Here is a 24949-nt window from a genome sequence, read left to right on the forward strand (position 1 = left end):
ATAGACATCATTTATGACAATGTTCTACCATTCTGTCGCTCCTACGGAGCTGTTTATCGGCGTAAATCAGCGTTATCATCAGCGCTAATCAGCGAGAACTCTGAATTTATCTGAACAGGGAAGATAACCGATCAATCCGAATTATTCATTGTTCACTATTAATTATTCATTGATTGTATTATTGGCGAAAGAACTTTCAACGCCGTATCAACGCTTTTTACTTCAGGGAATACCAATGAAAGGCGCTCATTCTTTTCCTTCATTTTACAGGATTTTGGATGGGCCTGCAAATATTTCAGTAAGCCGGTAAATGCATCGCTTTTATAGTACGGATCTTCCTGATCAGGAATAAAATAGGCCAACATCTTGCCGGTTCGTAACACCAGTTTTTCTATGCCCAGTTTTTGAGCCATCCAGCGCAAGCGTACTACATTGATGAGTTGTAATACTTCCTCAGGGAATTTTCCAAAGCGGTCTTCCACTTCCTTTTCAAATTTACCCAGTTCCTCTTCGGTATTGATGTTATCCAGCCGGCGGTACAGGCTGATACGTTCCGCAGTATTGTCGATGTATTCTGTTGGAAACTGTAAGGCCATGTCCGTTTCCACCTGGCAATCAGTAAAGAATCCACTTGTAAACTGCTCTGTCTGCCGGTTGGCAAACAGGTCGCTGAATTCTTCCGTTGCCAGTTCCCTGATGGCCTCATTCAGAATTTTATGGTAGGTCTCCAGACCAATATTTTCAATAAATCCACTTTGTTCTGCACCCAACAGGTTTCCTGCACCGCGAATGTCCAGATCCTGTAAAGCGATTTGAAACCCACTTCCCAGCTCAGAAAAGTTTTCTATGGCTTCCAGTCTGCGTCTTGCTTCCTGTGGCAGAGTTGTTACCGGTGGAGCCAGAATATAGGCAAAAGCTTTTTTATTGGCACGTCCCACGCGTCCCCGCAACTGATGCAGATCACTGAGACCGTAGTTCTGAGCATCGTTGATGATGATGGTATTGGCATTCGGAATATCCAGCCCGGATTCAATGATGGTGGTAGCAATAAGTACATCATATTCACCGGCAATAAAATCAAGCATCACCCTTTCCAGTTGTTTTCCATCCATCTGTCCGTGACCGATAATGGTCCGTGCATCGGGTACAGCTCTCCGGATCATCATTTCAACTTCCTTGATGTTCTGAATGCGGTTATGAATAAAGAATACCTGGCCATCGCGATCCAGTTCATAAGTGATTGCTTCGCGAATAATATCTTCGTTAAAAGTGTGAACCTCTGTCAGAATCGGGAACCTGTTTGGTGGAGGCGTATTGATAATGGACAAATCCCTCGCACCCATTAATGAAAACTGTAGCGTACGCGGGATTGGGGTGGCTGTAAGCGTAAGTGTATCCACATTTACACGCATCTGTTTCAGCTTTTCTTTTATTGAGACCCCGAATTTTTGCTCCTCGTCAATAATCAGCAGCCCCAGATCTTTAAACTGCACATCTTTACTGGTTAACCTGTGTGTGCCGATCAGAATGTCTACTTTTCCTTCGCTGGTATCTTTCAGTATTTTTTTGATCTCTGCCGTTGTCCTGAACCTGGAAATATATTCTACCCGGACCGGAAATTCCTTCAGTCGCTCTTTGAAGGTATTGTAATGCTGAAAAGCTAGTATGGTTGTCGGTACTAAAACGGCTACCTGTTTACTGTCCGTCGCAGCCTTAAATGCAGCACGTATAGCAACTTCAGTCTTCCCAAATCCCACATCACCGCAAACAAGCCTGTCCATTGGAATGGCCTGTTCCATATCGCTTTTTATGGCCTGTGTTGATTTTAACTGATCCGGTGTGTCTTCGTAGATGAATGATGCTTCCAGCTCGTTTTGCATGAACGAATCGGGACTAAAAGCAAAACCACTTTCCTCGCGCCGTTTGGCGTACAATTTAATCAGGTCACGGGCAATGTCTTTTACTCTCGACTTGGTTTTTTGTTTCAGTCGCTGCCATGCACCGGTTCCCAGTTTATTAACGGATGGTTGTGTGGCATCTTTACTTTTGTACTTCGAAATACGGTGCAGGGAATGAATGCTTACAAACAGCACATCACTGTCGCGATAGCTGATCTTAATGACCTCCTGCATCTTCCCGTTGATTTCCGTTCGGGTCAGACCATCAAAACGGCCGATACCATGATCGGTATGCACAACATAATCACCGGGATTCAGCTGGTTAATTTCCTTCAGCGTCAGACTGGCTTTATTGGTGCGTAGCCTGTCCGATTTGAGCTTGAATTTGTGGTAGCGGTCAAAGATCTGGTGATCCGTATAAAAGCAAAGCTTATGATCATTGTCTATAAATCCCTGGTGAACCGTCGGCTTTATGGCTTCAAACTCAATATTTTTTTCCTGATCCTCAAAAATAGCCCGCAGGCGTTCGATCTGCTTGTCACTGTTGCTCAGAATAAAGATTTTATAACCGTCATTCTTCTTTTGTTTCAGATCATCAAACAGCAGATCAAAGTTTTTGTGAAAAAAGGGCTGAGGTGTAAAATTGCCCTCTACCTGAATATTATCCTTTCCATAAGGCGTGTTACCTAAAATAAACAGATCGAAACCTTCAAGAGATGTTTTAAAGCTTCCGGTATCGATCACATTTTCCATAGCCCCTTCGGCTGCATCCCTGGCTTCTTTCACAGAAGTCTTTATTTCTTCAAGCCTCTGACAGAATACATCAACCTGATTAAACCAAAGCGTGGTTTTTTGTTTGATAAAATCAAGCAGCGTTATTTTCTTGTGTTGGGACAATCCGCTGCGAATATCCGGTACTATGGTCAGTTCTTCGCATACGGCTATGGAAAGTTGTGTCTCAGTATCAAAGGTTCGGATACTGTCTACCTCGTTTCCCCAGAAGTCAATACGATACGGGTTTTCATGTGCAAACGAAAAAATATCAATAATCCCACCCCGTACGGCATATTGTCCGGGTTCATATACAAAGTCAACCCGTTCAAATTGCAGTTCGTCAAGTAACTGCTGGATGAAGGTCTTATCAACCTGTTCGCCTTTATGCAGTTCCAAAGTTTTTTCTTCCAGCTCATCCGGCCGGATTACAGTTTCAATTACCGCCTCGGGATAGGTTACCACGAGTGCCTGACGACGGGAGTGAAGCGCTTTGAGTGCTTCAGTTCTCAGAATAATATCAGCAGCTTCGGTCTGACCGTAACGAATGGAACGTTTGTAAGATGATGGGAAAAAGAATACGGATTTATCAGTAAGTAATGCCGTAAGATCATTATAAAAATAGGCAGCCTCTTCCTTGTCTTCGATAAAAATAACGTGCTGACCTTTGTGTTCAGAAAACATTCTGGCCACCATTAAAGCCTGAGCCGAGCCCGAAAGCCCTTTTAAAAGGTGTATCTGTCCGCTCCCGGATTCAAAATGGAAGGGGAGTGAATCGTAAAACCCGATGATCTCTTTCAGTTCCAATGCTGCTACTTCTCTTTGATATCCTTTATCATCAGCTGGATATAGCGATTCCCGTTAAAGGAATTTTCTTCTATGGTATAACAAATATCCACGGGACGCGATTTTTTGAGATGATCGTTGAACTGGCTCATTGAAAATCCAATGCCGCCCAAAACAATACCATCTTCCGGATCGGCAAGTTCAACCTTCAGATGATCAGCATCTTTACCAACCAACCGCGTGCCACCTGAATCCCGCACATTCTCTGTAATAAACACGGGTTTCATATTTTCCGGTCCAAAGGGTGCAAACTGCGACAAAATCCTGAAAAACTTTGGTGTAATGCTCGAAAAGTTCAGGCGCGCATCAATATCTATCTGAGGAATTGTTTGAACCGGTTGAATTTTCGAAGCTACAAATTCCTCAAAACGTCTTTTAAATTCTTCAAGGTTCTCTTCCTTCATGGTCAGACCGGCGGCAAATTTATGACCACCAAAATTCTCCAGAAGGTCCTTGCAATGCTCAATGGCGTTATAGATATTGAATCCTGCTACAGATCGTGCAGAACCGGTTATTTTATTGTTCGATTTAGTCAGAATAATGGTAGGTCTGTAGTATTTTTCTATCAGCCTTGAGGCCACAATTCCGATAATGCCTTTGTGCCATTCGGGATTGTAGAGGACCGTAGATTTTTTTTCCTGCAAATTATCATTATCCTCAATGTGTTGGAGTGCTTCTTCTGTAATGCCTTTGTCCAGATCTTTCCGTTCCTGATTGTATTCATTGAGTTCCAGACATTTTGCGCGAGCCTCTTCCAGATCGGTTGCAACCATCAGTTCAACAGCTTCTTTGCCGCTGTACATCCTGCCGGAAGCATTGATCCGGGGACCTATTTTGAATACGATATCGCTGATGGTAATCTCTTTACGGTCAAGACCCGAAATGTCAATAATGGTTTTCAGCCCAATGCGCGGATTGCTGTTGAGTTTTCTCAGACCCCAATACGCGAGTATCCTGTTTTCTCCGGTTATTGGTACAATATCCGAAGCAATACTTACGACCACAAGATCGAGGTAACGCCTTACTTCCTTGCAATTGATATGGTTATCAAGCGCAAAAGCCTGAATCAGCTTATAACCCACGCCACAGCCGGAAAGATGTTTGAAAGGGTAGGTGCTGTCGGGCCTTTTGGGGTCAAGTACAGCCACAGCATCCGGTAAAATTTCGTCGGGTGTATGGTGATCACAAATGATAAAATCGATACCCTTTTCTTTGGCATAAGCAACCTTATCAATGGCTTTAATGCCACAGTCAAGCGCAACTATCAGCGTTGCGCCGGTTTCTTTTGCGTAATCAATGCCTTCGTAGGAAATACCGTAACCTTCGGTGTAGCGGTCAGGAATGTAGTAATCGAGTGCGGACGTGTAATGCCTTAAAAATGAATAAATCAACGCCACAGATGAAGTTCCGTCAACATCATAATCTCCGTAAACCAGAATTCTTTCCTTGTGCCCCAGAGCCGTATTTAAACGGTCTACTGCTGCTCTCATGTCATTCATCAGAAAAGGGTCGTGAAGGTTTTCAAGCTGCGGCCTGAAAAAATCCTTTGCCTCTTCAAATGATCTGATTCCACGTTGTACCAGTAATTGTGCTAATACATGATTGATGTTTAATTGTTTGGATAAATCGTTAATAAATTTTAGTTCTTCATCTGATGGAGTTCGCAAATTCCATCGTTTTTCCATTATATTCTTCTTTTTTTTAGCTTGTCCGGTGGTTGATTCCGTTCATCAACCCTGCAATCTGCAATTATCGCTTCCCTGCTTTGCCATCTAATTATCACATGTTAAGCATTTTGTTAAGTTTTATATCTAAAATGCCATATGCAGATTACAATTTGTAAAGATAAAATATAATTAGGTATGGTGACAATAAAAATATCTTTTTTAAAAATAATTCAGTTTTAGTAAGAATGGTGGCTGGTGAGTACCAGGTACCAAGTTAAAGGTACCAAGTTAAAGGTTAAAAGTAAAAAGTAAAAAGTTAAAAGTAAAAGGTTAAAAGTAAAAAGATATTTTCGTTAAAACTGATTCGTAAGTTATGGTCCTTTATGCCTCAAACGGATATTTCAGTCCCCATTCTCTTCGGAAGCTGTCCATAAGTTCGGCTAGTTTTAAGGAATGCTCATGGGTTATAACGTTACTTTCTATCTTTCCTTTTTTAATGCAATCCATCACATGTTCGGCTTCAAACGTAAAACCATTGCCTTGCCGTTTGTATTTATAGGTTTTCTTTTTGCCGTCTCTAATGCAATAAATTTTATCAGGATTCCAGAATAAAGGAACCTGAATTTTTCCAGCTGTTCCGTAAACGGCGGCATTACGTTCGGCCTCAACCATAACACTGGAGGCCAGTGTAGCAACAGTTCCGTTTTTAAATCGCAACAGGTATGATGAAGATTCATCCACACCGGTTTTTCCAAGATATGCCACAGAAGAACTGCTTACCGGTAATTCATTCATCATCAGAATGGCAAAATAGAGCACATAAATTCCTATATCCAGCATGGCTCCCCCGGCCAGTTCAGGATTCAGTAAGCGGTGTTTGGGATCGTCGGTTTTATAAAAAAAGAAATTGGCATCAATCTGGCGAACTTCACCAATCTTACCTTTTTGAATAAGCGCCTGAGCCTTTTGAATAGCCGGGAAAAATGCCATCCACATGGCTTCCATTAAAAACAATTGCTTTTCTCCGGCTTTGTTAATCATGGCTGCTGCTTCCCTGGCATTCACAGCCATTGCTTTTTCACACAACACGTTTTTACCGCTCTCCAGACATAGCATGGTGTCGGCATAGTGTGCATTGTGTGGCGAAGCAACATATACCACATCCACATCGGTAAATGCTGCAAATTCATCCCGGTTGAAAAAAATATTCGGGATACTGTATTTTTTTGCAAACTTTTCGGCATTCTCCTGAGTGCGTGACAAAACTGCTGTTATTTCCACATTTTTCAGAAGCTGAAGGTCGTGAGCCATTTCGTTGGCAATACGCCCTGTCCCGATAATTGCCCATTTAAATGTTTTTGCCATCGTATGAAATTATAAATTTATCGAGCATTAAATTTAGCTAACATATCTGATTAATGGAGCTTATTTTCCTGATTAATTTGAACTCGATATCCGAATGTAAACTATTATAATTAGTCCTTTATGCATCTGACACTGAATCCATCTGATTTATGGTATGAATCAAAATAGTATCCCATATTATAACTCAGGTTAAAACAATATGCCATTGTAAACATACCATAAACATTTGCTTTTTCAGTTGATAACCACCAGTACCCATTTGTTTCAATATGCGGAAACTGCCCTATCGTAGCCTGACACATTCCTCCGGGTAGAGCAGAGAAACCGGAACTATTATTGTTTTGCAAGTCGTTACCCGCCGCGCCTGTATTGGGTGAGTAGGTCCAGTTTGAAGTAGCTGCCAGCGAAGATGTAACGGTACAATTGTTAAATAATTCAGGATTGTCTTTGATATAATCAGTTAAAGCTTCCCATTCGTCAAAAGATGGCAGATGCCAGCCATTCGGAGAGGCTGTAGTTGCAGCTACCCAATTGTACAGGACGCCATAGGTGGCATAATTATAGGTGGATTTAGCTTCATTAATGTTGTTTCCATTATATCCGGATACAAAGTAAAAGGGTACATCTGTTGATACGCTGTCTGCAGGATTAACAAATGGCATAAATGCAAGATTTTCTGCCATCCATGTTTGGTCTCCGATTTTTATGGTCTTATATGTGGTTCCGTCTCTGCTATCTATAAAGCTGCTGTATTCAATTTTATTGGTATCCTGATCTGTTGTGATAAACTGCACCTCACCTTTGGATGTTCCTAGATTGTTCGTTGCAAATGCCCGATAAAAGTATCTGGAATCCGGTTCCAGATTTTCGAGTTTTATTTCAAACGTATCCGATGGAGTTGTGCATAAGGAAACGCTATCGTCAGAATCCGGAACCTGGTTCACTTTGCTCCAGTAAAAACCGCATTCGGTTACTGCATTTCCTCCATCATTTTTTATGACGCCGTTCATTGTTGCCTCTGCTGAACTGATGTCAGAGGCAGCCATAGTTACTATTTCCGGAGCATAGTCTTTGATATACCTGACAGAAAGACTCATGTCTGCCTTTGTCATATAACCCATCCCAATTGACGTATTCCATCTAAAAAGCCTCCAGACCTGGGCATAACTTGTATCAGCCTCATAGGTTGTTGAAGTCCAGTAATTTCCGGTCAGGCCTAATCCGTCATAGCCACTTGCATTTCTATAGCCACCAGGCAAAAGAGACATTCCGCTGGTGTTTGTCCCATTACCAGTTTGGCCTTCATCGGTATCTTCCCAATGGGAAACAGATTTTAATCCGCTAATTGTTGTATCATTGGTTTGGTAACTTCCCGAATTTAAATATCCGTAAAGTTGAACCCATTCATCAAAGGAGGGCAGATGCCATCCTTCAGGTGCATTTTGCTTTGCTGCTTTCCAATCATATAATCGTCCATAAAGCTCAGCGTTATTTTCATCATCCTCATAGCTCCAGCTACCAAGCTGTAATTTACTTTTAAAATTTTCAGCCATCCATACCTGGTTCCCAAGTTCAATTGTAGGATAACTTTTTCCCATAGCGTCAATGCATTCTGTAAATTCAATATTGACCTCAAAATCTTTATCCAATACCGTATCACACGTAAAATTCAAAGGTATGACGTTGCTAAAAGGAATGGTTGTTATTTCATTAGTCCACATCGCTGTAGCAATAATATTATCATTAAAAATATAAGGAAGGTATACCAGACCCGATTCTTTAATACTTTTCTTATGAATAAATTCAGCATTAAAACCACCCGACTTAATACTTATTTCAGGAGTGGCATGGCCATTTCCACTATAACTTATAATTTTACCGGAACTGTAGTATGTTCTGGAATTAATACTTAAGAAATATATTCCTTTGTCTAAATTTTCAATTCGTAAACGTTGATCTCCTTTTGGCAGTGAACAATTGTTTTGAACTATTAGTTTTCCCGAACTATCAAACAGACGGATTTTTACGGATTCTGTGGAAGTAAGAGTAAATTCGATATTACACTTATCTGAAACAGGATTAGGATATATTGCGATATTATCATCTGACTTTATGGGAATCTGCAGTGGGGTATAGCTCCTTATTAATAAAAGCGTATCGGTTCCGCCCAATTTTACGGAAGTTCCCTGGGTAATGTTTTCTACACGTATAGAATCAATTGAATTGTAATCGCCCACAGCGCTGAAAATTACTCTGTGATCCTGAGCAATAGATGCGGTTACACTAAAAATAAAAATAAAGGAGAGTAAATAAGTTTTCATAAAGCGGTTTTTTATTTAATTTGTTGTGCATATTTCACATCTTATTGCTTATACTTCACATAAAATGTATATACACTACAAGCTATTTTGTGTATTTAAAATCAAGTAGTTACAAGGTGGTTAACATATAAATGTACAAAAAAATATGACAAACAATTGTTAAATATGTCATTTTTATCCGGGTTGGATAAAACTTAATACACAGGAAAAGTAAAGTTAGCTTTGGGCAAATACTTCAACATTATATAGGGTGAAATTATAAAGTAACAAGGTCTTTCATGACTGAAAAGTCAAAAGGGTGAATGCATGTCAGTTCAATATTTTTTAAAGCAGCAGGTCGTGAGCCATTTCATTAGCAATACGCCCGGTTCCTATGATTGCCCATTTAAATTTCTGTGCCATAGTTTTTCGATTTGGAACTTAAAGTTAGAAAAGTAAAATGAAATTATTAAACCCCTGAGTCCAGATACTTGAGTATTGAATCTTGGGTCTTGTATCTTGTATCTTGTATCTTGTATCTTATATCTTATATCTATTTCACTTAAACATCTCATGCCACTTTAAAAACGTTTCATTCTTATCTTCTCCGTACCGGCTTAGATTTTGAAGGACTTCATCCACGGAATGTTCATATGTCAGGTCTCCCTTGGAATAAAATTTATCAGCATAGCATATGATGAGTTCTTCGATGGTTTCCGGTACATACCGTGACGGAGGAATGGGAAGGTTTTGGTTGACCACTTCTTCGCGGGTGAGGCCTGTTCCGGTATGTCTTTCGCATACCCTCGCATGAAACGGATAACCCTCCTTGCGCAACAGCTCTGCTCCAAGGTGTCCGTGTGCAATATACGGCCAGCTGCCGTTGCATCCAATGGAAGGTGCATTGGTGAAGATGATCCCGATATCATGCAGCATGGCGGCTGATTCCACAAATTCCCTGTCTGCCAACAATTCAGGATGATCGTCTACTACTTTCAGCGCTTTGTTCTTAACCATGGTGCTGTGTACCATTAGTTTGTCAAAAGCGTCAGGATTCTCTGCGTAATATTTTTTTATGAGTTCTTCAGGATTCATTCCTTTGACAAATATGCATCAAAATTATTGCTGGAGGCTGTTTTAAGATCTCCGTTTTCATCACTGTATATAAGGAATATGTCCAGGTTTTTGTTCATTTTTGCAAAGGTCAGACTCTTCTCTACACCTGAAACCATGCAGGCCGTGGCAAATGCATCGGCAGTCATGCAATCATCTGCAATTACGGTGGCACTTAACAGGTTATGATGAACCGGATACCCTGTGGCCGGATCGATGGTATGGCTGTATTTTACGCCATCTTTTACGTAAAAGTTCCTGTAATTACCTGATGTGGCGATGGCCTTATTGGTTATATCAATGGTCTGCAGCAATTCTTCATGCGAAACAGTGGGATCATCAATCGGCTTATCGATGCCAATGACCCATTTATGCCCTTTCGGATTTTTACCCTTTACCCGAATTTCACCACCAATTTCCACCATGTAATCCTTCACGCCATATTTTTCCAGAAGATTTGCAACCATATCTACCGAAAAACCTTTGGCTATAGCACTGGCGTCGAGTTTTATTCTGGGGTCATCCTTAGTTATTTTGTGATCCACAAGATGAACCATCTCATAACCGGTAAACTGAAGCAAAGAATCGATGATTTGTTTGCTCACGGTACTGTCGCCAGATGTTTCATATCCAAAACCCCATTCGTTCACCAGCGGAGCTACAGTCATATCAAATGCGCCGTCGGTTTGATCCGAAATCTCAACAGAACGCTTGTATAAAACTTCAAACAACGAATCGGTTGACATATCGGTATTGCTATTGATCTTAGATATTGTAGATGAAGGAACGAAAGTGGAAAGGGAATTATCGAACTGGTGCATTTCCTGCTCAAGAACGGACTGCAAATCTTTTTTATCGGGACTGTTATAAATAAAATGATAAATAGTACCGTGAATAAGTCCCTGATTACGAATGTACTCCCCTTTATTGAAATTTATAACAAGAAATGCACCTGCAATAATGATTAGCAACAGAATGGATAAACGTCTGGTCTTCATACTACTTCTGAGTTAAAATAATACCGACAATTAAAAAGATAATGCCAAAAACACGGTTCCATGTTATGGGATGCACATTCAGGTTCAGTAAACCAAAATGATCCATAATAGCAGATATAATCAGCTGTCCTACCAGTGCTCCGGCTAACACATTGGTGATACCTATTTTGGGGGTCAGCATAACCACCATGGTTACAAAACTTACGCCTATGAATCCTCCAAAGTAGTAATACCAGGGAATTTCCTTAAGTACAGTCATGGAAGGGATGGTTACTCTGAACACAAATAATAACAGGAATACGGACAGGAGCAGACCGGCTGCAAAATTTATAAAGGTTGCCTGAAGCGGACTTTTGAGCTGCTGACCAAGAAATGCATTAAGGCTGCTTTGAACCGGAATTAATCCGCCCATAATCAGCGCTATACCAGTTAGTAAAAGTGTTTTTTGCATGACCAATTTTTTATGATTCCTGCAAATTTAATGGAATAAAACCAAGAGTACAGAATTTTAAATATTTGTTTAAAACTTTTTACAGGCTTTTCGGCTTCACCGCTGTGATGTTTTATATTTGCATATTCAGAACATTACACTATGGCGCAAGGAAGAAAAGCAGTTGAAACACCCCTCATGAAGCAGTATTACCAGATTAAGGATAAACATCCTGATGCGATACTGTTGTTTAGGGTGGGAGACTTTTACGAAACTTTTTCTGATGATGCCATAAAAACCTCCCAGGTTTTGGGTATAACCTTGACCCGAAGAGCAAACGGATCCGCTTCTTACGTGGAGCTGGCCGGATTCCCACATCATGCGCTGGATACGTACCTGCCCAAATTAGTCAGGGCAGGTTTGCGTGTGGCGGTCTGCGAGCAACTGGAAGATCCGAAAACCACCAAAAACATTGTTAAACGCGGTATCACAGAGTTGGTGACTCCGGGAGTTTCTATCAATGATAATATCCTTAATCATAAAGAAAATAATTTTTTGGCCAGTGTTAATATTGAGAAAAACAAAGCCGGTATTTCTTTTCTGGATATTTCAACCGGTGAGTTTTTGCTGGCTGAGGGTTCGGTAGAATACATCGATAAACTCATCAATAGCTTTGCACCTAAAGAAGTACTGTTTGAACGCAATAAAAAACAGCAATTCAGGGAGGCTTTTGGTTCAAAATTGTTTACCTATGAACTGGAGGACTGGGTGTTTGAATATAGCTCTTCGTATGACAGGCTCATTAAGCATTTTAAAACAAAAAACCTAAAAGGGTATGGAGTTGAGCAGCTGAAAGCCGGGATCACGGCAGCCGGTGCAATTCTCCATTATCTTGATATTACACATCATCAGCAACTGGGACATATTACGGCCGTTTCACGAATTGAGGAGGAACGCTTTGTATGGCTTGACCGGTTTACAATTCGGAATCTGGAGTTGTTTCATCCTATCAATGAAGGCGGAGCTGCTTTGGTTGATGTAATGGATAAAACCATTTCACCTATGGGCTCCAGATTACTAAAAAGGTGGGTTGCTTTTCCGTTGAAAGACATTAAAGCTATTTCGGAGCGGCACGATATTGTGGATCATTTCTTTAAGACGCCGGATTTTAAAATGTTGCTGGAAGAAAAAATCAATCTGATTGGTGATCTGGAACGTATTATTTCCAAAGCTTCTGTTTCGCGTATAACTCCACGCGAAGTGGTTCAGCTGCGCGTAGCGCTGGATGCTGTAATACCAGTTAAAGAAGCCTGTGCTGCTACGAATCATGAAGGACTACAGAGATTGGCAGAACAGCTTAATCCTTGTGATACAATCCGTGAAAGGATAAGAAAAGAAATTAATGACGATCCACCATCCCTGGTTCAGAAAGGAAATGTTATAAAATCCGGTGTGAATGAGGAATTGGATAATCTGCGTGATCTGGCTTATTCCGGCAAGGATTACCTGGTGAAACTTCAGCAGCGTGAAACAGAAAGGACAGGAATTCCAAGTCTTAAGGTGGCTTTTAATAATGTGTTTGGTTACTATATCGAAGTTAGAAATACGCACAAGGACAAGGTTCCGGAAGAGTGGATCCGTAAACAGACCCTGGTAAATGCTGAACGCTATATCACGGAAGAGCTGAAGGAGTATGAATCCAAAATTCTTGGCGCAGAAGAGAAGATACAGGTATTGGAAGCAAAATTATACAGCCAGCTGGTGTATGATCTGGCAGAATATGTTGCACCTATTCAGCTAAACGCTAACCTTATAGCCAAACTGGACTGTCTCCTGTCGTTTGCCCGCGTGGCCAAAGAAAATAAATATGTGCGACCAGAGGTCAATGATTCAGCTGTTATTGATATTGTGGAAGGACGCCATCCGGTAATAGAAACCCAACTGCCGTTAGGAGAGGAGTACATCTCGAATAACGTTTTGCTTGACAGTGATTCGCAACAGATCATCATCATTACGGGTCCGAATATGGCCGGTAAGTCAGCTTTGTTGAGGCAGACGGCTCTGATTGTACTCATGGCTCAGGTTGGTGCTTTTGTACCCGTTCAAAGTGCTAAAATTGGCCTTGTGGACAAAATCTTTACACGGGTTGGTGCCTCCGATAATATATCATTGGGTGAATCCACATTTATGGTGGAGATGAATGAGGCCGCAAGCATTCTGAATAATATTTCGGACCGGAGTTTGATTTTGTTTGATGAACTGGGGCGTGGAACAAGTACTTACGATGGAATCTCCATAGCCTGGTCCATTGTGGAGCACATTCATGAACATCCAAAGGCAAAGGCCAAAACCTTATTTGCCACGCATTACCACGAACTGAACGAAATGGAGAAAAGCTTTAAAAGGATCAGAAACTTCAATGTATCCGTAAAAGAGCTGGATGATAAAATTCTGTTTTTACGTAAACTGGTGCGTGGGGGAAGTGAGCACAGTTTTGGTATTCATGTGGCAGCTATGGCAGGAATGCCAAAAAGTGTGGTGAAACGTTCAGAGGATATTCTGAAACAACTGGAGACAGACAACCGTAAATCGGGTATTTCAAAACCGGTGGATAAAATAGGCCAGCAAAGGGAAGGCTTTCAGATGAGCTTTTTCCAGCTGGATGATCCGGTTTTGTCGCAAATCCGTGATGAAATTCTGAGCACGGATATCAATAATCTGACGCCGGTGGAGGCATTGAATAAACTGAATGAGATAAAAAAGCTGATTAAGGGGAAATAATTGGCATTTCAATTTTGGAAAAAAAGAAAACACCATTATATTTGCACCGCTCAAATGAGCACGATTCATTGAAATAAGTCATCCAAAGATATTGTTGCCCGGATGGCGGAATTGGTAGACGCGCTGGACTTAAAATCCAGTAACCAGAAATGGTTGTGTGGGTTCAAGTCCCACTCCGGGTACCGTTAAAAGCTTCTCAGTTTTTTTGAGAAGCTTTTTTCGTTTTAGAAAGTTGGTAATATTTTTTTAATAAGTAAGAAAAGTGATTAATTATCCAGAGTACTGAAGTAAAAAAAAAGCCGTTCCAGGCGGAACGGCTGTGCTAACTAATCCTTGATTATTGTATATGAAAAAAACCTATTTAAATTATTTTTTATGATCTTAGTAAGTATTCATTAATACTATTATAACCTGACTATCTAATCTGCTCAGGCATTTTTTGTTTTTATTACGTTTGTAAAATTACAGACGAACCATTCAATTTCGTATAACATTTTTAAATAAACCTGTCACATTTATAACTTTTGGGAATGTTGTTGTTTCAACAGTATTAAGAATTCTGCATTAAAATAAGAATTTCTCAAAATTGTTATTCCGCTTATTTGATTGCTTGGGATTTGTGGTTAAAGTACAAGACATAAAAAAGGCCGATCCCAAATCAGGACCGGCCTTTTATAATTTATGATGAATATTTACTTGAGAAATTCTTTAACCTGGTTGTAAACATTTGCACCGGTGAAACCGAGTTTCTCATCCAATACTTTGTAAGGTGCAGAGAAGCCGAATGAATTCAAACCCCAAACTTTGCCATTGGCACCGGCTAAACCTTCAAGGTTAACAGGCAGACCTGCAGTCAGACCAAATACTTTGGCTCCTGTAGGAATAACAGATTCCTGGTATTCTTTCGACTGATTGCGGAATAAACCTTCTGATGGTACAGAAACGATACGTGTTTTAATGCCATCCTTGTGCAACAGCTCAGCTCCTTCAACCAATGTTGAAACCTCAGAACCACTGGCAATAAGAACCACATCAGGTGTTCCTTCAGAATCTGAAACAATGTAAGCTCCTTTATCAGTTTGCAATGCTTCTTCGTAACGGCTTGATTTTGCCGGAAGGTTTGTGATGTTCTGGCGTGACAGGATCAAAGCAGTTGGGGTTGAGCGGTTTTCAATAGCCATCTTCCACGAAACAGTTGTTTCGTCTGCATCAGCAGGACGCAGTACGGTAATACTGTTATGTCCGTTATGATTCTGAAGTTTTTCCATCAAACGAATCTGGGCTTCCTGTTCAACCGGTTCATGTGTAGGCCCATCTTCACCAACACGGAACGCATCGTGCGTCCAGATGTAAACTACCGGAAGTTCCATAAGGGCTGCCATGCGAACGGCAGGCTTCATGTAATCCGAGAATACAAAGAAGGTAGCACAAGCTGGAATAACACCTCCGTGGAGGGCTATACCGTTCATCACAGCTGCCATGGTAAGCTCACTTACACCAGCCTGAAGAAATTTTCCTGAGAAATCGCCTTTAACAAATGCTTTGGTATTTTTAAGAAATCCGTCCGTTTTATCAGAATTAGATAAGTCGGCGGAAGCAACAATCATGTTTTCAACTTCTTTTGCCAATATTCCAAGAACTGCTCCTGAAGCTGCACGGGTCGCAACGTTTGCTTTTTGCTCAATCGCAGCCCAGCCTACGTTTGGAAGTTCACCTTTAATAAAAGATTCCAGTTTAGCAGCTGCTTCAGCATTCGTTTTTGCCCATTCTGCTTTTGCAGCTTTTTTAGCGGCAACGATTTCACGTAATTCTGCCTGACGTTTTTCGTACAATGCTTTTACATCGTCAAATATTACAAATGGATCTTCAGGATTTCCACCAAGGTTTGCAATGGATTTTGCAAACGATGCACCGGCTTCACCCAAAGGCATACCATGCGTTGAACACTGGTTTTCGTAACTTGAACCATCTTCTGTTACGGCACCTTTGCCCATAACTGTTTTACCAATTATAATAGTTGGTTTGTCAGTCACGGTTTTAGCTTCTTTTAATGCTTTTCGGATGGCATCAGTGTCATTACCAGCAATCTCTACAACGTTCCAGCCCCATGCTGCATATTTCTGTCCGACAACCTCGCTGGTAACGGCATTGGTTTCGGTAGACAGCTGAATATCATTTGAATCATAAAACATTATCAGGTTTCCTAATCCAAGGTGACCTGCCAAACGACCTGCACCCTGCGAAATTTCTTCCTGAACACCACCGTCAGAAATGTAAGCATAAATGGTGTGGTTGATCCAGTCTCCGAAGCGGGCAGCCAAAAATTTTGAAGCAATGGCGGCACCAACTGCATATGTGTGACCCTGTCCTAACGGACCCGATGTGTTTTCAACACCACGTTCAACGTCAACTTCAGGATGCCCCGGAGTTACGCTTCCCCATTGACGGAAATTTTTCAGGTCTTCCATCGAATAGTTTCCACAAAGGCTTAATGCAGAATATAACATTGGTGACATGTGCCCCGGATCAAGAAAGAAACGGTCGCGGTTGAACCATGACAGGTTATCCGGATCGTATTCCAGAAACTCGGAATATAATACATTAACAAAATCTGCTCCACCCATGGCACCACCCGGATGACCTGATTTCGCTTTTTCAACCATAGAAGCGGATAATATACGGATATTATCTGCTGCTTTTTTCATTAAATCATTACTGTTTACTGACATTCTATTTTTGGATTATAATTATTCTTTTAATGTTGTGCGGTCTTTTGTGTAAAAAATACACTTAAAAATTTAACGAATGCAATATTAATCATTTTCAGTCAAATATAAAAAATGCTCCGTTCATTTTAATTTGGTTTTGATCGCCGACATCAAAAATATTAAATTTTTAGCAGAGGTTTAAATATTCTGATACATTATCACCATAAACTTAACGAATTCATTATTTTTGGGATCGAAACAAAATTTGTGAAACGCAACTTTGAGTTTTTACTCAGTTTAAGTTACGTGGTATGGGAATTGAACAAAACTACAACATGCTTAAGGCAGATGTAAAGGATTTGCCGGAAATAATGACTTTGGTTAGGGATGCGAAAGAATTCATGCATTCTATAGGGAACTTTCAATGGGACGATGAATATCCTTTGGTGGATACATTTGAAAAAGATATTAACAGCGGATCGTTATATAAAATGGTGATTGATTCACAGATAGCGGGTTTCATCTGCCTGAATCTGGATCAACCTCCGGAATATTTTTCTCCTGACTGGAAAACACCTCCTAAGAGTCTGGTAATACACCGTATGGTGATTAACCGTAATTTTGCCGGATCGGGACTTGGTCAAAAAATGATGCAGTATGCTGAAGAATTAACATCTGAGTATGGCGTGAGATCCCTGCGCTCGGATACCAACTGTAAAAATAAACCCATGCTGCACATTTTTGAGAAGATGGAGTATCGTTATACCGGGAATATAGTGCTGAGAAAAAAGAAAGACCTGTTTTGTTGTTTCGAAAAGTGGCTTTAATCACCAGGCGCCTAATATCATTCCCATTACAGCGAAGAATATGATAAAATATCCTGAATCAATGAGAAAAAGCTTTAGTGAGTGCCTGGCGAACAGATAGTTAATACCTAATGCCGTTGTAATAAAACCGATACTGACAATCAATCCGGTAACTAATCCTTCTGCTAATGTTGATTGCTGTCCGATCAACAACTCCAATATAATAGCGCCTATAAATGTAAGTACAAAAGCAGGCCCGAAAACCAGCGCCATGTTGGTATTTTTCAAATCATCAGTTGAAAGATTAATTTCTTTTTGCCATGCATTGCCAACCAATAGAGGAGAATACCAAACTGCTCCAATAGCAAATGCTATAATGGTTGAAACTATGACTGACAACCAATTGATTTCTGAGAAAGAATTCAGGATTTCCATAACTATTTTTTCGTAAAACATTAAATTCTGTTAAAAAGTTTAGTGCTGGTCTGAATAAATTTTAACCAGGGCAATCCTTCAGAATAATTAAGGCTTTACAGCAAACATTTTGCAGCGTCAAAGGTTAATAGATGGAAATGAAAATGTTAAGTTATTCGTCATGATAAGGAAAAACTATTTATTCCTGTTTTTTGCAGTAGTTATTTTTTCAGCCTGCCGACATGGCAAAAACAGTAATGAGCTGCAAAATGCGTTCGCTGCCAATGGAAGTGTGGATGTGTGTTTACAAAGAATGTCAGACATTTCTAAACCGGTTTATGATGTAGCGGTTTTGGTAGATACAGCAATGGCTCCTTCAAAGGTTTATCTTGACAGCCTCTACATGAACGGTTATGCTTACCGGGAAATTAGTTCGGTGGATCTTGCTAAAGCAAAGGTCAGCAACCAGACAATAAAAATTGATAGCCAGGTATATCATTTATTATATGCCAATGCCGTATCAGATTTTGCAACGTATAAGAGAATCGTTAAAGATGGCGGCGTAATATCTTACGATGTGCCGGACAGTCCGATTGAAAATTTACCATTGAATGATTTCAGGACCATAAAATTCGGAGGTGGCGGTATTGTTAGTGGTGAACAACCCAATAAGGTTTTGGGTATGATGAAAGTTGAACCACAGTTTAAATACCCGGCCGACCTTAATCTTGAATGGAACCAGTATCATTATAAGGGGATTGATTTTTTCGTGGTCACTAATCACTCTGATGATGATATTGAATTTAAAGGTACTTTTGGAACACTTGCCGGAGCCCCGGAAATGTGGGATCCTGTAACAAAACAGCAATATGCAGTGGATGATTACTGGCAGGTGAAAGGTGCAGTTACCTTTGATATAAAAGAGAAACCCGGACAGACGCTTATTTATGTGTTTGGAACCAACGCAGATCGTGATAAAATGAAAGAATATAAATTGTAATACATCCTTGGAAAATTTATACTATGTCAAAACTTTTTTCACCTTTAAAAATTAAAGATATAACGTTCAGAAACAGAATTACTGTTTCTCCCATGTGTCAGTATTCCTCTGAGGACGGTTTTGCCAACGACTGGCACCTGGTTCATCTTGGAAGCAGGGCTATTGGTGGTGCGGGCCTGATTATACAGGAGGCAACAGCCGTTTCACCTGAGGGGAGAATTACGCCTGCTGATTTAGGGCTGTACAAAGATGAACATATTGAAATGCTGCAACGCATCACTTCATTTATTCATCAGCATGGCGCCATTGCCGGAATTCAACTGGCACATGCCGGACGAAAAGCTGGATGTGCCAGGCCCTGGGACGGCGGAAAACAACTTGCTCATGATAACGGCAGATGGCAAACCGTAGCGCCTTCGCCTATTCCGTTTTTTAATCAGGATGCAGCACCTGAAATGTTGGATGAAGAAGGAATTTCGAAAGTTATAAATGATTTTAAAAAAGCAACCGAAAGAGCCTTAAAAGCTGGATATAAGGTTCTGGAAATTCATGCAGCGCATGGGTATCTGATTCATGAGTTTTTATCGCCGCTATCGAATTACAGAGTGGATAAATATGGTGGAAGCTTTGAAAACAGAATCCGCTTGCTGCTCGAAATAGTTGCTGCGGTAACATCTGTTTGGCAGGGAAACCTGCCGTTATTTGTACGTATTTCGTCTACTGATTGGGTAGAAGGTGGCTGGAATATTGATGAATCGGTAAAACTGGCTGCGGTATTAAAAAGTAAAGGCGTGGATCTGATTGACTGTTCCTCTGCCGGTATAGTTCCGCACGCAAAAGTGCCGGTTGAACCTGGTTACCAGGTTCAGTTTGCAGATCGTATAAAGAACGAGACCGGAATTATGACGGGTGCTGTGGGATTGATTACTGAAGCTGTTCAGGCCGAAAAGATTTTGGATCAGAACCAGGCAGATCTTATTCTTATGGCTAGGGAGTCGCTAAGGAATCCTTACTTTCCTTTGATCGCTGCTTCTGAGATGGGCGAAGATATTGAATGGCCGGTTCAGTATCAAAGAGCTAAAGTATAAGCCCGTCATTCAATTTTTATAATGGCCATTGCTTTGCTGCTGGTCAGGAAATGCTCGTGTAGAAGGTTTTCTAACATAACAGGAGCCGTAATTTTTATACTGTAACCTTCTCCAAAATGACTGGAATCTAAAAAGTTGATTTCCACGTCTTCAGAAAAATTAGGAACTGTCTTTCCAAACCTGTTTTCAAGATTTTGAATAATAAAATCTTTCTGATTATCAAACCGTTCACTGAAGACTACAAAGTATGAAACGGATTCTGATTGCCGGGTTTCCATAATTTCAATTTTAAGGATTTTGCAGACTAAATTTAGGCATTATTCAGAGTAAAATCAATATAAAAACAGATTTGTAAAGTGCCTTTTCATTATTATGAGGTTAGTAGATAAGCTTTTCCAAAGTTTTAAACTTTGGAAAAGTTAATATCCTGATTTATAGTCGTAATTTTTAACTCTTGATTCGCATTACTTCTATATTTGTATTATAGAATTAAAGCGATGGAATTTCATGTAATTGATACGGGAAACTTTATGGTTGACGGAGGGGCCATGTTTGGCACGGTACCCAAAGTGCAATGGAGTCATCTTTATCCCTGTAACAAAGATAATTACTGTAATTTATCCATGCGTTCCCTGCTTGTTGATACCGGAGACAGGGTATTCCTAGTAGATAATGGCATGGGCAATAAACAAAGCGAATCGTTCTATGCGGATTATCACCTGAATGGGAGCGGTGAACTGATCCGGTCACTGAATAGCGCAGGTTACAAACCGGAAGATATTACTGATATGGTACTGACTCATTTGCATTTTGACCATTGTGGCGGAAGTGTTTTCTATAATGCGGACAGAACTAAACCGGAACTTACATTTCCGAATGCGGTCTATTGGGTCGGAAAAGCGCAGTGGGATAACTTTCTGAATCCAAACAGACTGGAACAGGACGCTTTTTTTAAGGAAGATATGATGCCAGTTTTTGAGGCAGACAAGCTTAAATTCATTGATGAAAACAAAGAGCTTGCTCCCGGTTTCTTTGTCAGAATATTTAACGGACATACGCCGGGACAAATACTGCCTTTTATTACCTTTAAAGGTAAAACATTGGTTTATACTGCTGATTTAATTCCCATGGCGGCATCGGTTCAACCGGATTGGATCTCGGCTTACGATACCTTCCCGTTGATCTCAATTCATGAGAAAGAATCATTTTTAAAGGAAGCAGCAGAAAACGGTTATATCCTTTTTTTGGAACACGATTTGTATAACGAGTGCTGTTTGGTTGAACAAACAGAGGATGGTTTTAGGGCTGGTAAAACAGGTTTGTTAAAAGAATTTACGGAATAAAATAAAGGCGCTAAATTTTCGTATCTTAACCACCGGATTTATTAAAAGAGCTCCATAATTCATGAAACAATTTGTAATATTTATATTTCTGTTTTTATCCGTTATAGTTTCGGGGCAGATTAAAACATGCTGGCCCAATTTCAGGGGTGATGCAGCGCTGACTGGTGTCACACAATCAACCTTTCCGGAAGAGATGGGGGTTATATGGACATTTTCTACAGAGGATCAGTTTAAGAGCAGTCCTGTTGTATGTAGGAAAACCATCGTGGTTGCCGCTATGGATGGAACATTATATGCCATCAGCATGAAAGGAGAAAAACTCTGGTCGTTTAAGTCAGAAAGCGGTTTTGAAGCACCGGCAACTATTCATGGTGCTTATGTATTTGTTGGTGACCTGAACGGAACGCTTTTTTGTCTTAGTCTGAAGACCGGAGAAGAACTATGGCAATTTAAAACGGATGGTCAGATTATGGGATCGCCGGTTGTTTATTCCTGGCAAAATAAGGATATTCTGATGTTTGGCAGTTATGACTACTTTTTATATGCACTTGATCCGGATTCCGGAAAACTGTTGTGGAAATACGAGTCGGATAACTATATTAATGGGGCACCTGCCTGTTTAAACGGAGAGGTGGTATTTGGCGGTTGTGATGGTTTTTTGCACGTTATCAGTGTATTAGATGGGAAGTTGAATGAGAAAGTGGAGGTGGCTACCTATGTGGCCGGTTCATCCGCACTCGAAAATAAAATGGCTTATACCGGCGACTATGACGGACGCTTCTCTGCCATTGACCTGGAGCACAAAACTATTAAATGGAGATGGGAAGATGTAAATAAGAATCTTGCGTTTATTGCTTCTCCGGCTCTGTCCGATGGCAAAGTTGTGGCTGGTTGTAGAGACAAGTTTCTATACTGTTTCGATAAATCAGACGGTTCAGTCATATGGAAATACAACACCGGTAGCAGGGTGGATGCCTCACCTGTAATAAGTGGTTCAAAAGTACTTGCCGCAAATATGCGGGGCGATTTACTGATTCTGGATCTTAACACCGGGAAAAAGTTACTGAGTTATGAGCTTGGATCTGCCATCAGTGCCACGCCTGCCGTGGTTGACGGAAAAATTATAATTGCTGCAGAGGATGGAAATCTGTATTGCCTTGGGGAACAATGAAAATAACTATCTTTGCTTTCCACACTAAAAAACACATGCGATGAATATCATACAAATCATACCTGGTTCAGGAGGTTCGTTTTACTGCGGAAACTGTTTGCGTGACAGTAAGTTCGTGGAGGCATTACGCGAACAGGGGCACAACGTGGTTAAAATTCCGATGTACCTTCCTTTATTTTCCGATGAACACGATTTGGGTGATACACCGGTGTTTTACGGTGCTATAAGTATTTACCTGAAGCAATTGATGCCAATCTTCAGAAAAGCGCCCAAATGGTTTGATAACCTGTTGAACTCAGGTCCGATGCTGAAATTTGCAGCAAAAATGTCCGGATCGACCGATGCAACCGGTTTGGAAGATATGACCATTTCGATGTTAATGGGCGAAGAAGGCAAGCAGAAAGAGGAACTGGAACGAATGACAGACTGGATGGCCGAAAATTGTAAGCCGGATGTGATCCATATATCAAATGCGTTGTTGTTAGGACTCGCACATCAGATAAAAAAGAAGCTGAATGTACCTATTGTATGTTCGTTGCAGGATGAAGATGTGTGGGTGGATGTGATGGAGCCTGATGTCAGGGAAGGCGTATGGAAACTAATGGCCGACAAAGGACAGGAGGTTGATGCATACATTTCGGTAAGCAGTTATTTTGCAGAACGGATGAAACCGGTACTGAATATTCCGGATCATAAAATGCATACCATACATTTGGGCGTAAATCCGGACGATTATCGTTTTTTTGAGCGGGGAACCGGTGACAGACATATTGGCTATGTGTCCAGAATGTGTCATGAAAATGGCATGGATATTCTGGTAGATGCCTTTATCCGTCTGAAAAAGGATTCAAAATATGCGGACGTAAAACTGATCCTGACAGGAGGTTCAACCGGGGCAGATACCAAATTCATTAAGCAAAACCTGGGCAAACTTAGAAAGGCCGGACTGGCAGACCATTTTGAAGTTTTGGAGGAGTTTGAAGGAGAGGCAAGACATAGCTTTTTCGAAAGGGTATCTATGATTTCTGTACCGGTAAGAAACGGCGAGGCTTTTGGATTGTATATGATCGAATCCATGGCATCGGGAATTCCTATGGTGCAGCCTGCTCTGGGTGCTTTCCCCGAAATTATCAATAAAACCAAAGGAGGTGTGGTGTACCAAAACAATACGCCGGAAGAGCTGGAAAAAGCTCTTAAAACCTTACTCGATGATCCTGATCATCATGCTAAAAGAAGTATCAGTGCCCGTAAAGGTGTGGAAAAACATTTTAAAATTGATAAGCACGCCGGTGAAATGATCACTGTTTACGATAAAATAAGAAAGAAGAATTAATAACTAACAATGAAGTATTAACCTTAACGATCAACTTTTTTAGGGATCTAAACAGTTTAAAGTTTCATTTTAAATTGTTCATTATTCATTCTCAGTTATTCATTTATTTGAACCTTTCAACACACAATTAACAACCCATTTCTCTTTGCCGGAAAATAATTAATTTAGCACTGCGTTATTAAGTAAACCATAAAAGAAGCAAATTATATGAATTTTCTCGTGTTAATGCTTGCACAGGCTCAGGGTGACATGCCGGTACTGACCGAAAGTGCTGAAGAGACAGCCCAGACCGGTATAAGTTTTTTTGATCTGGCATTAAAAGGCGGGTGGATTATGATCCCAATCGCGCTTTTATTCATTTTTGCCTTATACATTTTTTTCGAACGGTTTCTGGTAATTAAACAAAAATCAAAGGTTGATCCGGGATTTATGAACCGCATCAAGGATTATATTTCAGATAATAAGATTGATTCAGCTATTAATCTTTGTGAACAGACAAAAACACCGGTTGCCAGAATGATAGAAAAAGGGATTACCCGGTTAGGACGTCCCCTGGAAGACGTGAATGCTGCCATTGAAAATGTAGGAAACCTTGAGATTGCGAAAATGGAAAAGGGTCTTGCATTTCTGGCAACTATCTCAGGAGGAGCGCCGATGATCGGTTTCCTTGGAACAGTCATTGGGATGATCAGGGCATTTTACGATATGGCCAATGCAGGCAATAACATTGATGTGGGATTGCTTTCAAATGGTATTTATACCGCTATGGTAACTACAGTTGCAGGTCTTATAGTCGGGATCATTGCCTATTTTGCGTATAACTTTCTGGTGGCCCGTGTGGATAAGGTGGTGCATAAAATGGAATCATCAACCATGGAGTTTCTCGATTTGTTAAACGAACCGGCGTAATTATCGTT

The 24949-nt window shown here is 40.6% G+C and carries 18 protein-coding genes and 1 tRNA gene; 9 read left to right on the forward strand and 10 right to left on the reverse strand.

The window, feature by feature from the left end:
* Nucleotides 1-158 precede the first annotated feature (158 nt).
* From mfd to ACE01N_RS04450, 7 genes are all read right to left on the reverse strand, one after another.
* Nucleotides 159-3476, reverse strand: coding sequence for a transcription-repair coupling factor (mfd, locus tag ACE01N_RS04420; protein WP_380585234.1), 3318 nt, complete (start codon nt 3474-3476; stop codon nt 159-161).
* Between the two features lie 5 nt (nt 3477-3481).
* On the reverse strand, nt 3482-5200 hold the full coding sequence (recJ, locus tag ACE01N_RS04425) for a single-stranded-DNA-specific exonuclease RecJ (protein WP_375726539.1): 1719 nt from the start codon (nt 5198-5200) through the stop codon (nt 3482-3484).
* Between the two features lie 363 nt (nt 5201-5563).
* Nucleotides 5564-6547, reverse strand: a complete 984-nt coding sequence (locus tag ACE01N_RS04430) for a Gfo/Idh/MocA family protein (RefSeq protein ID WP_380585236.1) — start codon at nt 6545-6547, stop codon at nt 5564-5566.
* Between the two features lie 110 nt (nt 6548-6657).
* Nucleotides 6658-8868, reverse strand: coding sequence for an FISUMP domain-containing protein (locus tag ACE01N_RS04435; RefSeq protein ID WP_380585238.1), 2211 nt, complete (start codon nt 8866-8868; stop codon nt 6658-6660).
* Between the two features lie 537 nt (nt 8869-9405).
* Nucleotides 9406-9942, reverse strand: coding sequence for an HDIG domain-containing metalloprotein (locus tag ACE01N_RS04440; protein ID WP_380585240.1), 537 nt, complete (start codon nt 9940-9942; stop codon nt 9406-9408).
* Nucleotides 9939-10958 carry an FAD:protein FMN transferase gene (locus ACE01N_RS04445; RefSeq protein WP_380585242.1) on the reverse strand — a complete coding sequence of 340 codons (1020 nt, stop codon included), beginning with the start codon at nt 10956-10958 and terminating at the stop codon, nt 9939-9941. The genes ACE01N_RS04440 and ACE01N_RS04445 overlap by 4 nt, the downstream gene beginning before the upstream one ends.
* Before the next feature lies 1 nt (nt 10959).
* Nucleotides 10960-11409, reverse strand: a complete 450-nt coding sequence (locus tag ACE01N_RS04450) for a DMT family transporter (protein ID WP_375726546.1) — start codon at nt 11407-11409, stop codon at nt 10960-10962.
* A gap of 141 nt (nt 11410-11550) precedes the next feature.
* On the opposite strand from ACE01N_RS04450, the gene mutS reads away from it, so the two are divergent.
* Nucleotides 11551-14169, forward strand: a complete 2619-nt coding sequence (gene mutS / locus ACE01N_RS04455; RefSeq protein WP_380585244.1) for a DNA mismatch repair protein MutS — start codon at nt 11551-11553, stop codon at nt 14167-14169.
* A 96-nt stretch (nt 14170-14265) separates the two neighbouring features.
* Nucleotides 14266-14351, forward strand: a tRNA-Leu gene (locus ACE01N_RS04460).
* Between the two features lie 510 nt (nt 14352-14861).
* On the opposite strand, the gene ACE01N_RS04465 is transcribed toward ACE01N_RS04460, so the two are convergent.
* Entirely contained in the window at nt 14862-16874 is a 2013-nt protein-coding gene (locus tag ACE01N_RS04465; protein WP_380585246.1) for a transketolase family protein, read from the reverse strand.
* Between the two features lie 314 nt (nt 16875-17188).
* On the opposite strand from ACE01N_RS04465, the gene ACE01N_RS04470 reads away from it, so the two are divergent.
* Nucleotides 17189-17704, forward strand: coding sequence for a GNAT family N-acetyltransferase (locus ACE01N_RS04470; RefSeq protein ID WP_375726556.1), 516 nt, complete (start codon nt 17189-17191; stop codon nt 17702-17704).
* Here ACE01N_RS04470 and ACE01N_RS04475 read toward each other — a convergent pair whose 3' ends face one another.
* Nucleotides 17705-18139 (reverse strand): DUF1761 domain-containing protein, encoded by a 435-nt coding sequence (locus ACE01N_RS04475; RefSeq protein ID WP_380585249.1) that lies wholly within the window; start codon nt 18137-18139, stop codon nt 17705-17707.
* A gap of 139 nt (nt 18140-18278) precedes the next feature.
* On the opposite strand from ACE01N_RS04475, the gene ACE01N_RS04480 reads away from it, so the two are divergent.
* Together ACE01N_RS04480 and namA are read left to right on the forward strand one after the other, a co-directional pair.
* Nucleotides 18279-19097, forward strand: a complete 819-nt coding sequence (locus ACE01N_RS04480) for a hypothetical protein (RefSeq protein ID WP_380585251.1) — start codon at nt 18279-18281, stop codon at nt 19095-19097.
* A 23-nt stretch (nt 19098-19120) separates the two neighbouring features.
* Entirely contained in the window at nt 19121-20185 is a 1065-nt protein-coding gene (namA, locus tag ACE01N_RS04485) for an NADPH dehydrogenase NamA (protein WP_380585253.1), read from the forward strand.
* A 5-nt stretch (nt 20186-20190) separates the two neighbouring features.
* Here namA and ACE01N_RS04490 read toward each other — a convergent pair whose 3' ends face one another.
* Nucleotides 20191-20463: a hypothetical protein gene (locus ACE01N_RS04490; protein WP_380585255.1), complete on the reverse strand. Its 273-nt coding sequence runs from the start codon at nt 20461-20463 to the stop codon at nt 20191-20193.
* A gap of 219 nt (nt 20464-20682) precedes the next feature.
* On the opposite strand from ACE01N_RS04490, the gene ACE01N_RS04495 reads away from it, so the two are divergent.
* The 4 genes from ACE01N_RS04495 (at nt 20683) to ACE01N_RS04510 (ending at nt 24941) form a co-directional block, all read left to right on the forward strand.
* Nucleotides 20683-21528, forward strand: a complete 846-nt coding sequence (locus ACE01N_RS04495; protein ID WP_380585257.1) for an MBL fold metallo-hydrolase — start codon at nt 20683-20685, stop codon at nt 21526-21528.
* A gap of 61 nt (nt 21529-21589) precedes the next feature.
* Nucleotides 21590-22699 carry a beta-alanine-activating enzyme beta-propeller domain-containing protein gene (locus tag ACE01N_RS04500; RefSeq protein ID WP_380585259.1) on the forward strand — a complete coding sequence of 370 codons (1110 nt, stop codon included), beginning with the start codon at nt 21590-21592 and terminating at the stop codon, nt 22697-22699.
* A gap of 40 nt (nt 22700-22739) precedes the next feature.
* Entirely contained in the window at nt 22740-24032 is a 1293-nt protein-coding gene (locus ACE01N_RS04505) for a glycosyltransferase family 4 protein (RefSeq protein ID WP_380585261.1), read from the forward strand.
* Between the two features lie 207 nt (nt 24033-24239).
* Nucleotides 24240-24941, forward strand: coding sequence for a MotA/TolQ/ExbB proton channel family protein (locus ACE01N_RS04510; RefSeq protein WP_375726564.1), 702 nt, complete (start codon nt 24240-24242; stop codon nt 24939-24941).
* The last annotated feature ends 8 nt before the right edge of the window (nt 24942-24949 follow it).

The sequence above is a fragment of the Quyinboa ferrireducens genome, from assembly GCF_042436675.1.
GTDB lineage: Bacteria > Bacteroidota > Bacteroidia > Bacteroidales > UBA5342 > JBHJHP01.

Excerpts from the sequence above, each read along its gene's own strand:
- recJ (WP_375726539.1), bottom strand. The coding sequence starts at position 5,200 with ATGGAAAAACGATGGAATTTGCGAACTCCATCAGATGAAGAACTAAAA.
- ACE01N_RS04430 (WP_380585236.1), bottom strand. The coding sequence starts at position 6,547 with ATGGCAAAAACATTTAAATGGGCAATTATCGGGACAGGGCGTATTGCC.
- ACE01N_RS04435 (WP_380585238.1), bottom strand. The coding sequence starts at position 8,868 with ATGAAAACTTATTTACTCTCCTTTATTTTTATTTTTAGTGTAACCGCA.
- ACE01N_RS04440 (WP_380585240.1), bottom strand. The coding sequence starts at position 9,942 with ATGAATCCTGAAGAACTCATAAAAAAATATTACGCAGAGAATCCTGAC.
- ACE01N_RS04445 (WP_380585242.1), bottom strand. The coding sequence starts at position 10,958 with ATGAAGACCAGACGTTTATCCATTCTGTTGCTAATCATTATTGCAGGT.
- ACE01N_RS04450 (WP_375726546.1), bottom strand. The coding sequence starts at position 11,409 with ATGCAAAAAACACTTTTACTAACTGGTATAGCGCTGATTATGGGCGGA.
- mutS (WP_380585244.1), top strand. The coding sequence starts at position 11,551 with ATGGCGCAAGGAAGAAAAGCAGTTGAAACACCCCTCATGAAGCAGTAT.
- ACE01N_RS04465 (WP_380585246.1), bottom strand. The coding sequence starts at position 16,874 with ATGAAAAAAGCAGCAGATAATATCCGTATATTATCCGCTTCTATGGTT.
- ACE01N_RS04470 (WP_375726556.1), top strand. The coding sequence starts at position 17,189 with ATGGGAATTGAACAAAACTACAACATGCTTAAGGCAGATGTAAAGGAT.
- ACE01N_RS04475 (WP_380585249.1), bottom strand. The coding sequence starts at position 18,139 with ATGTTTTACGAAAAAATAGTTATGGAAATCCTGAATTCTTTCTCAGAA.
- ACE01N_RS04480 (WP_380585251.1), top strand. The coding sequence starts at position 18,279 with ATGATAAGGAAAAACTATTTATTCCTGTTTTTTGCAGTAGTTATTTTT.
- namA (WP_380585253.1), top strand. The coding sequence starts at position 19,121 with ATGTCAAAACTTTTTTCACCTTTAAAAATTAAAGATATAACGTTCAGA.
- ACE01N_RS04490 (WP_380585255.1), bottom strand. The coding sequence starts at position 20,463 with ATGGAAACCCGGCAATCAGAATCCGTTTCATACTTTGTAGTCTTCAGT.
- ACE01N_RS04495 (WP_380585257.1), top strand. The coding sequence starts at position 20,683 with ATGGAATTTCATGTAATTGATACGGGAAACTTTATGGTTGACGGAGGG.
- ACE01N_RS04500 (WP_380585259.1), top strand. The coding sequence starts at position 21,590 with ATGAAACAATTTGTAATATTTATATTTCTGTTTTTATCCGTTATAGTT.
- ACE01N_RS04505 (WP_380585261.1), top strand. The coding sequence starts at position 22,740 with ATGAATATCATACAAATCATACCTGGTTCAGGAGGTTCGTTTTACTGC.
- ACE01N_RS04510 (WP_375726564.1), top strand. The coding sequence starts at position 24,240 with ATGAATTTTCTCGTGTTAATGCTTGCACAGGCTCAGGGTGACATGCCG.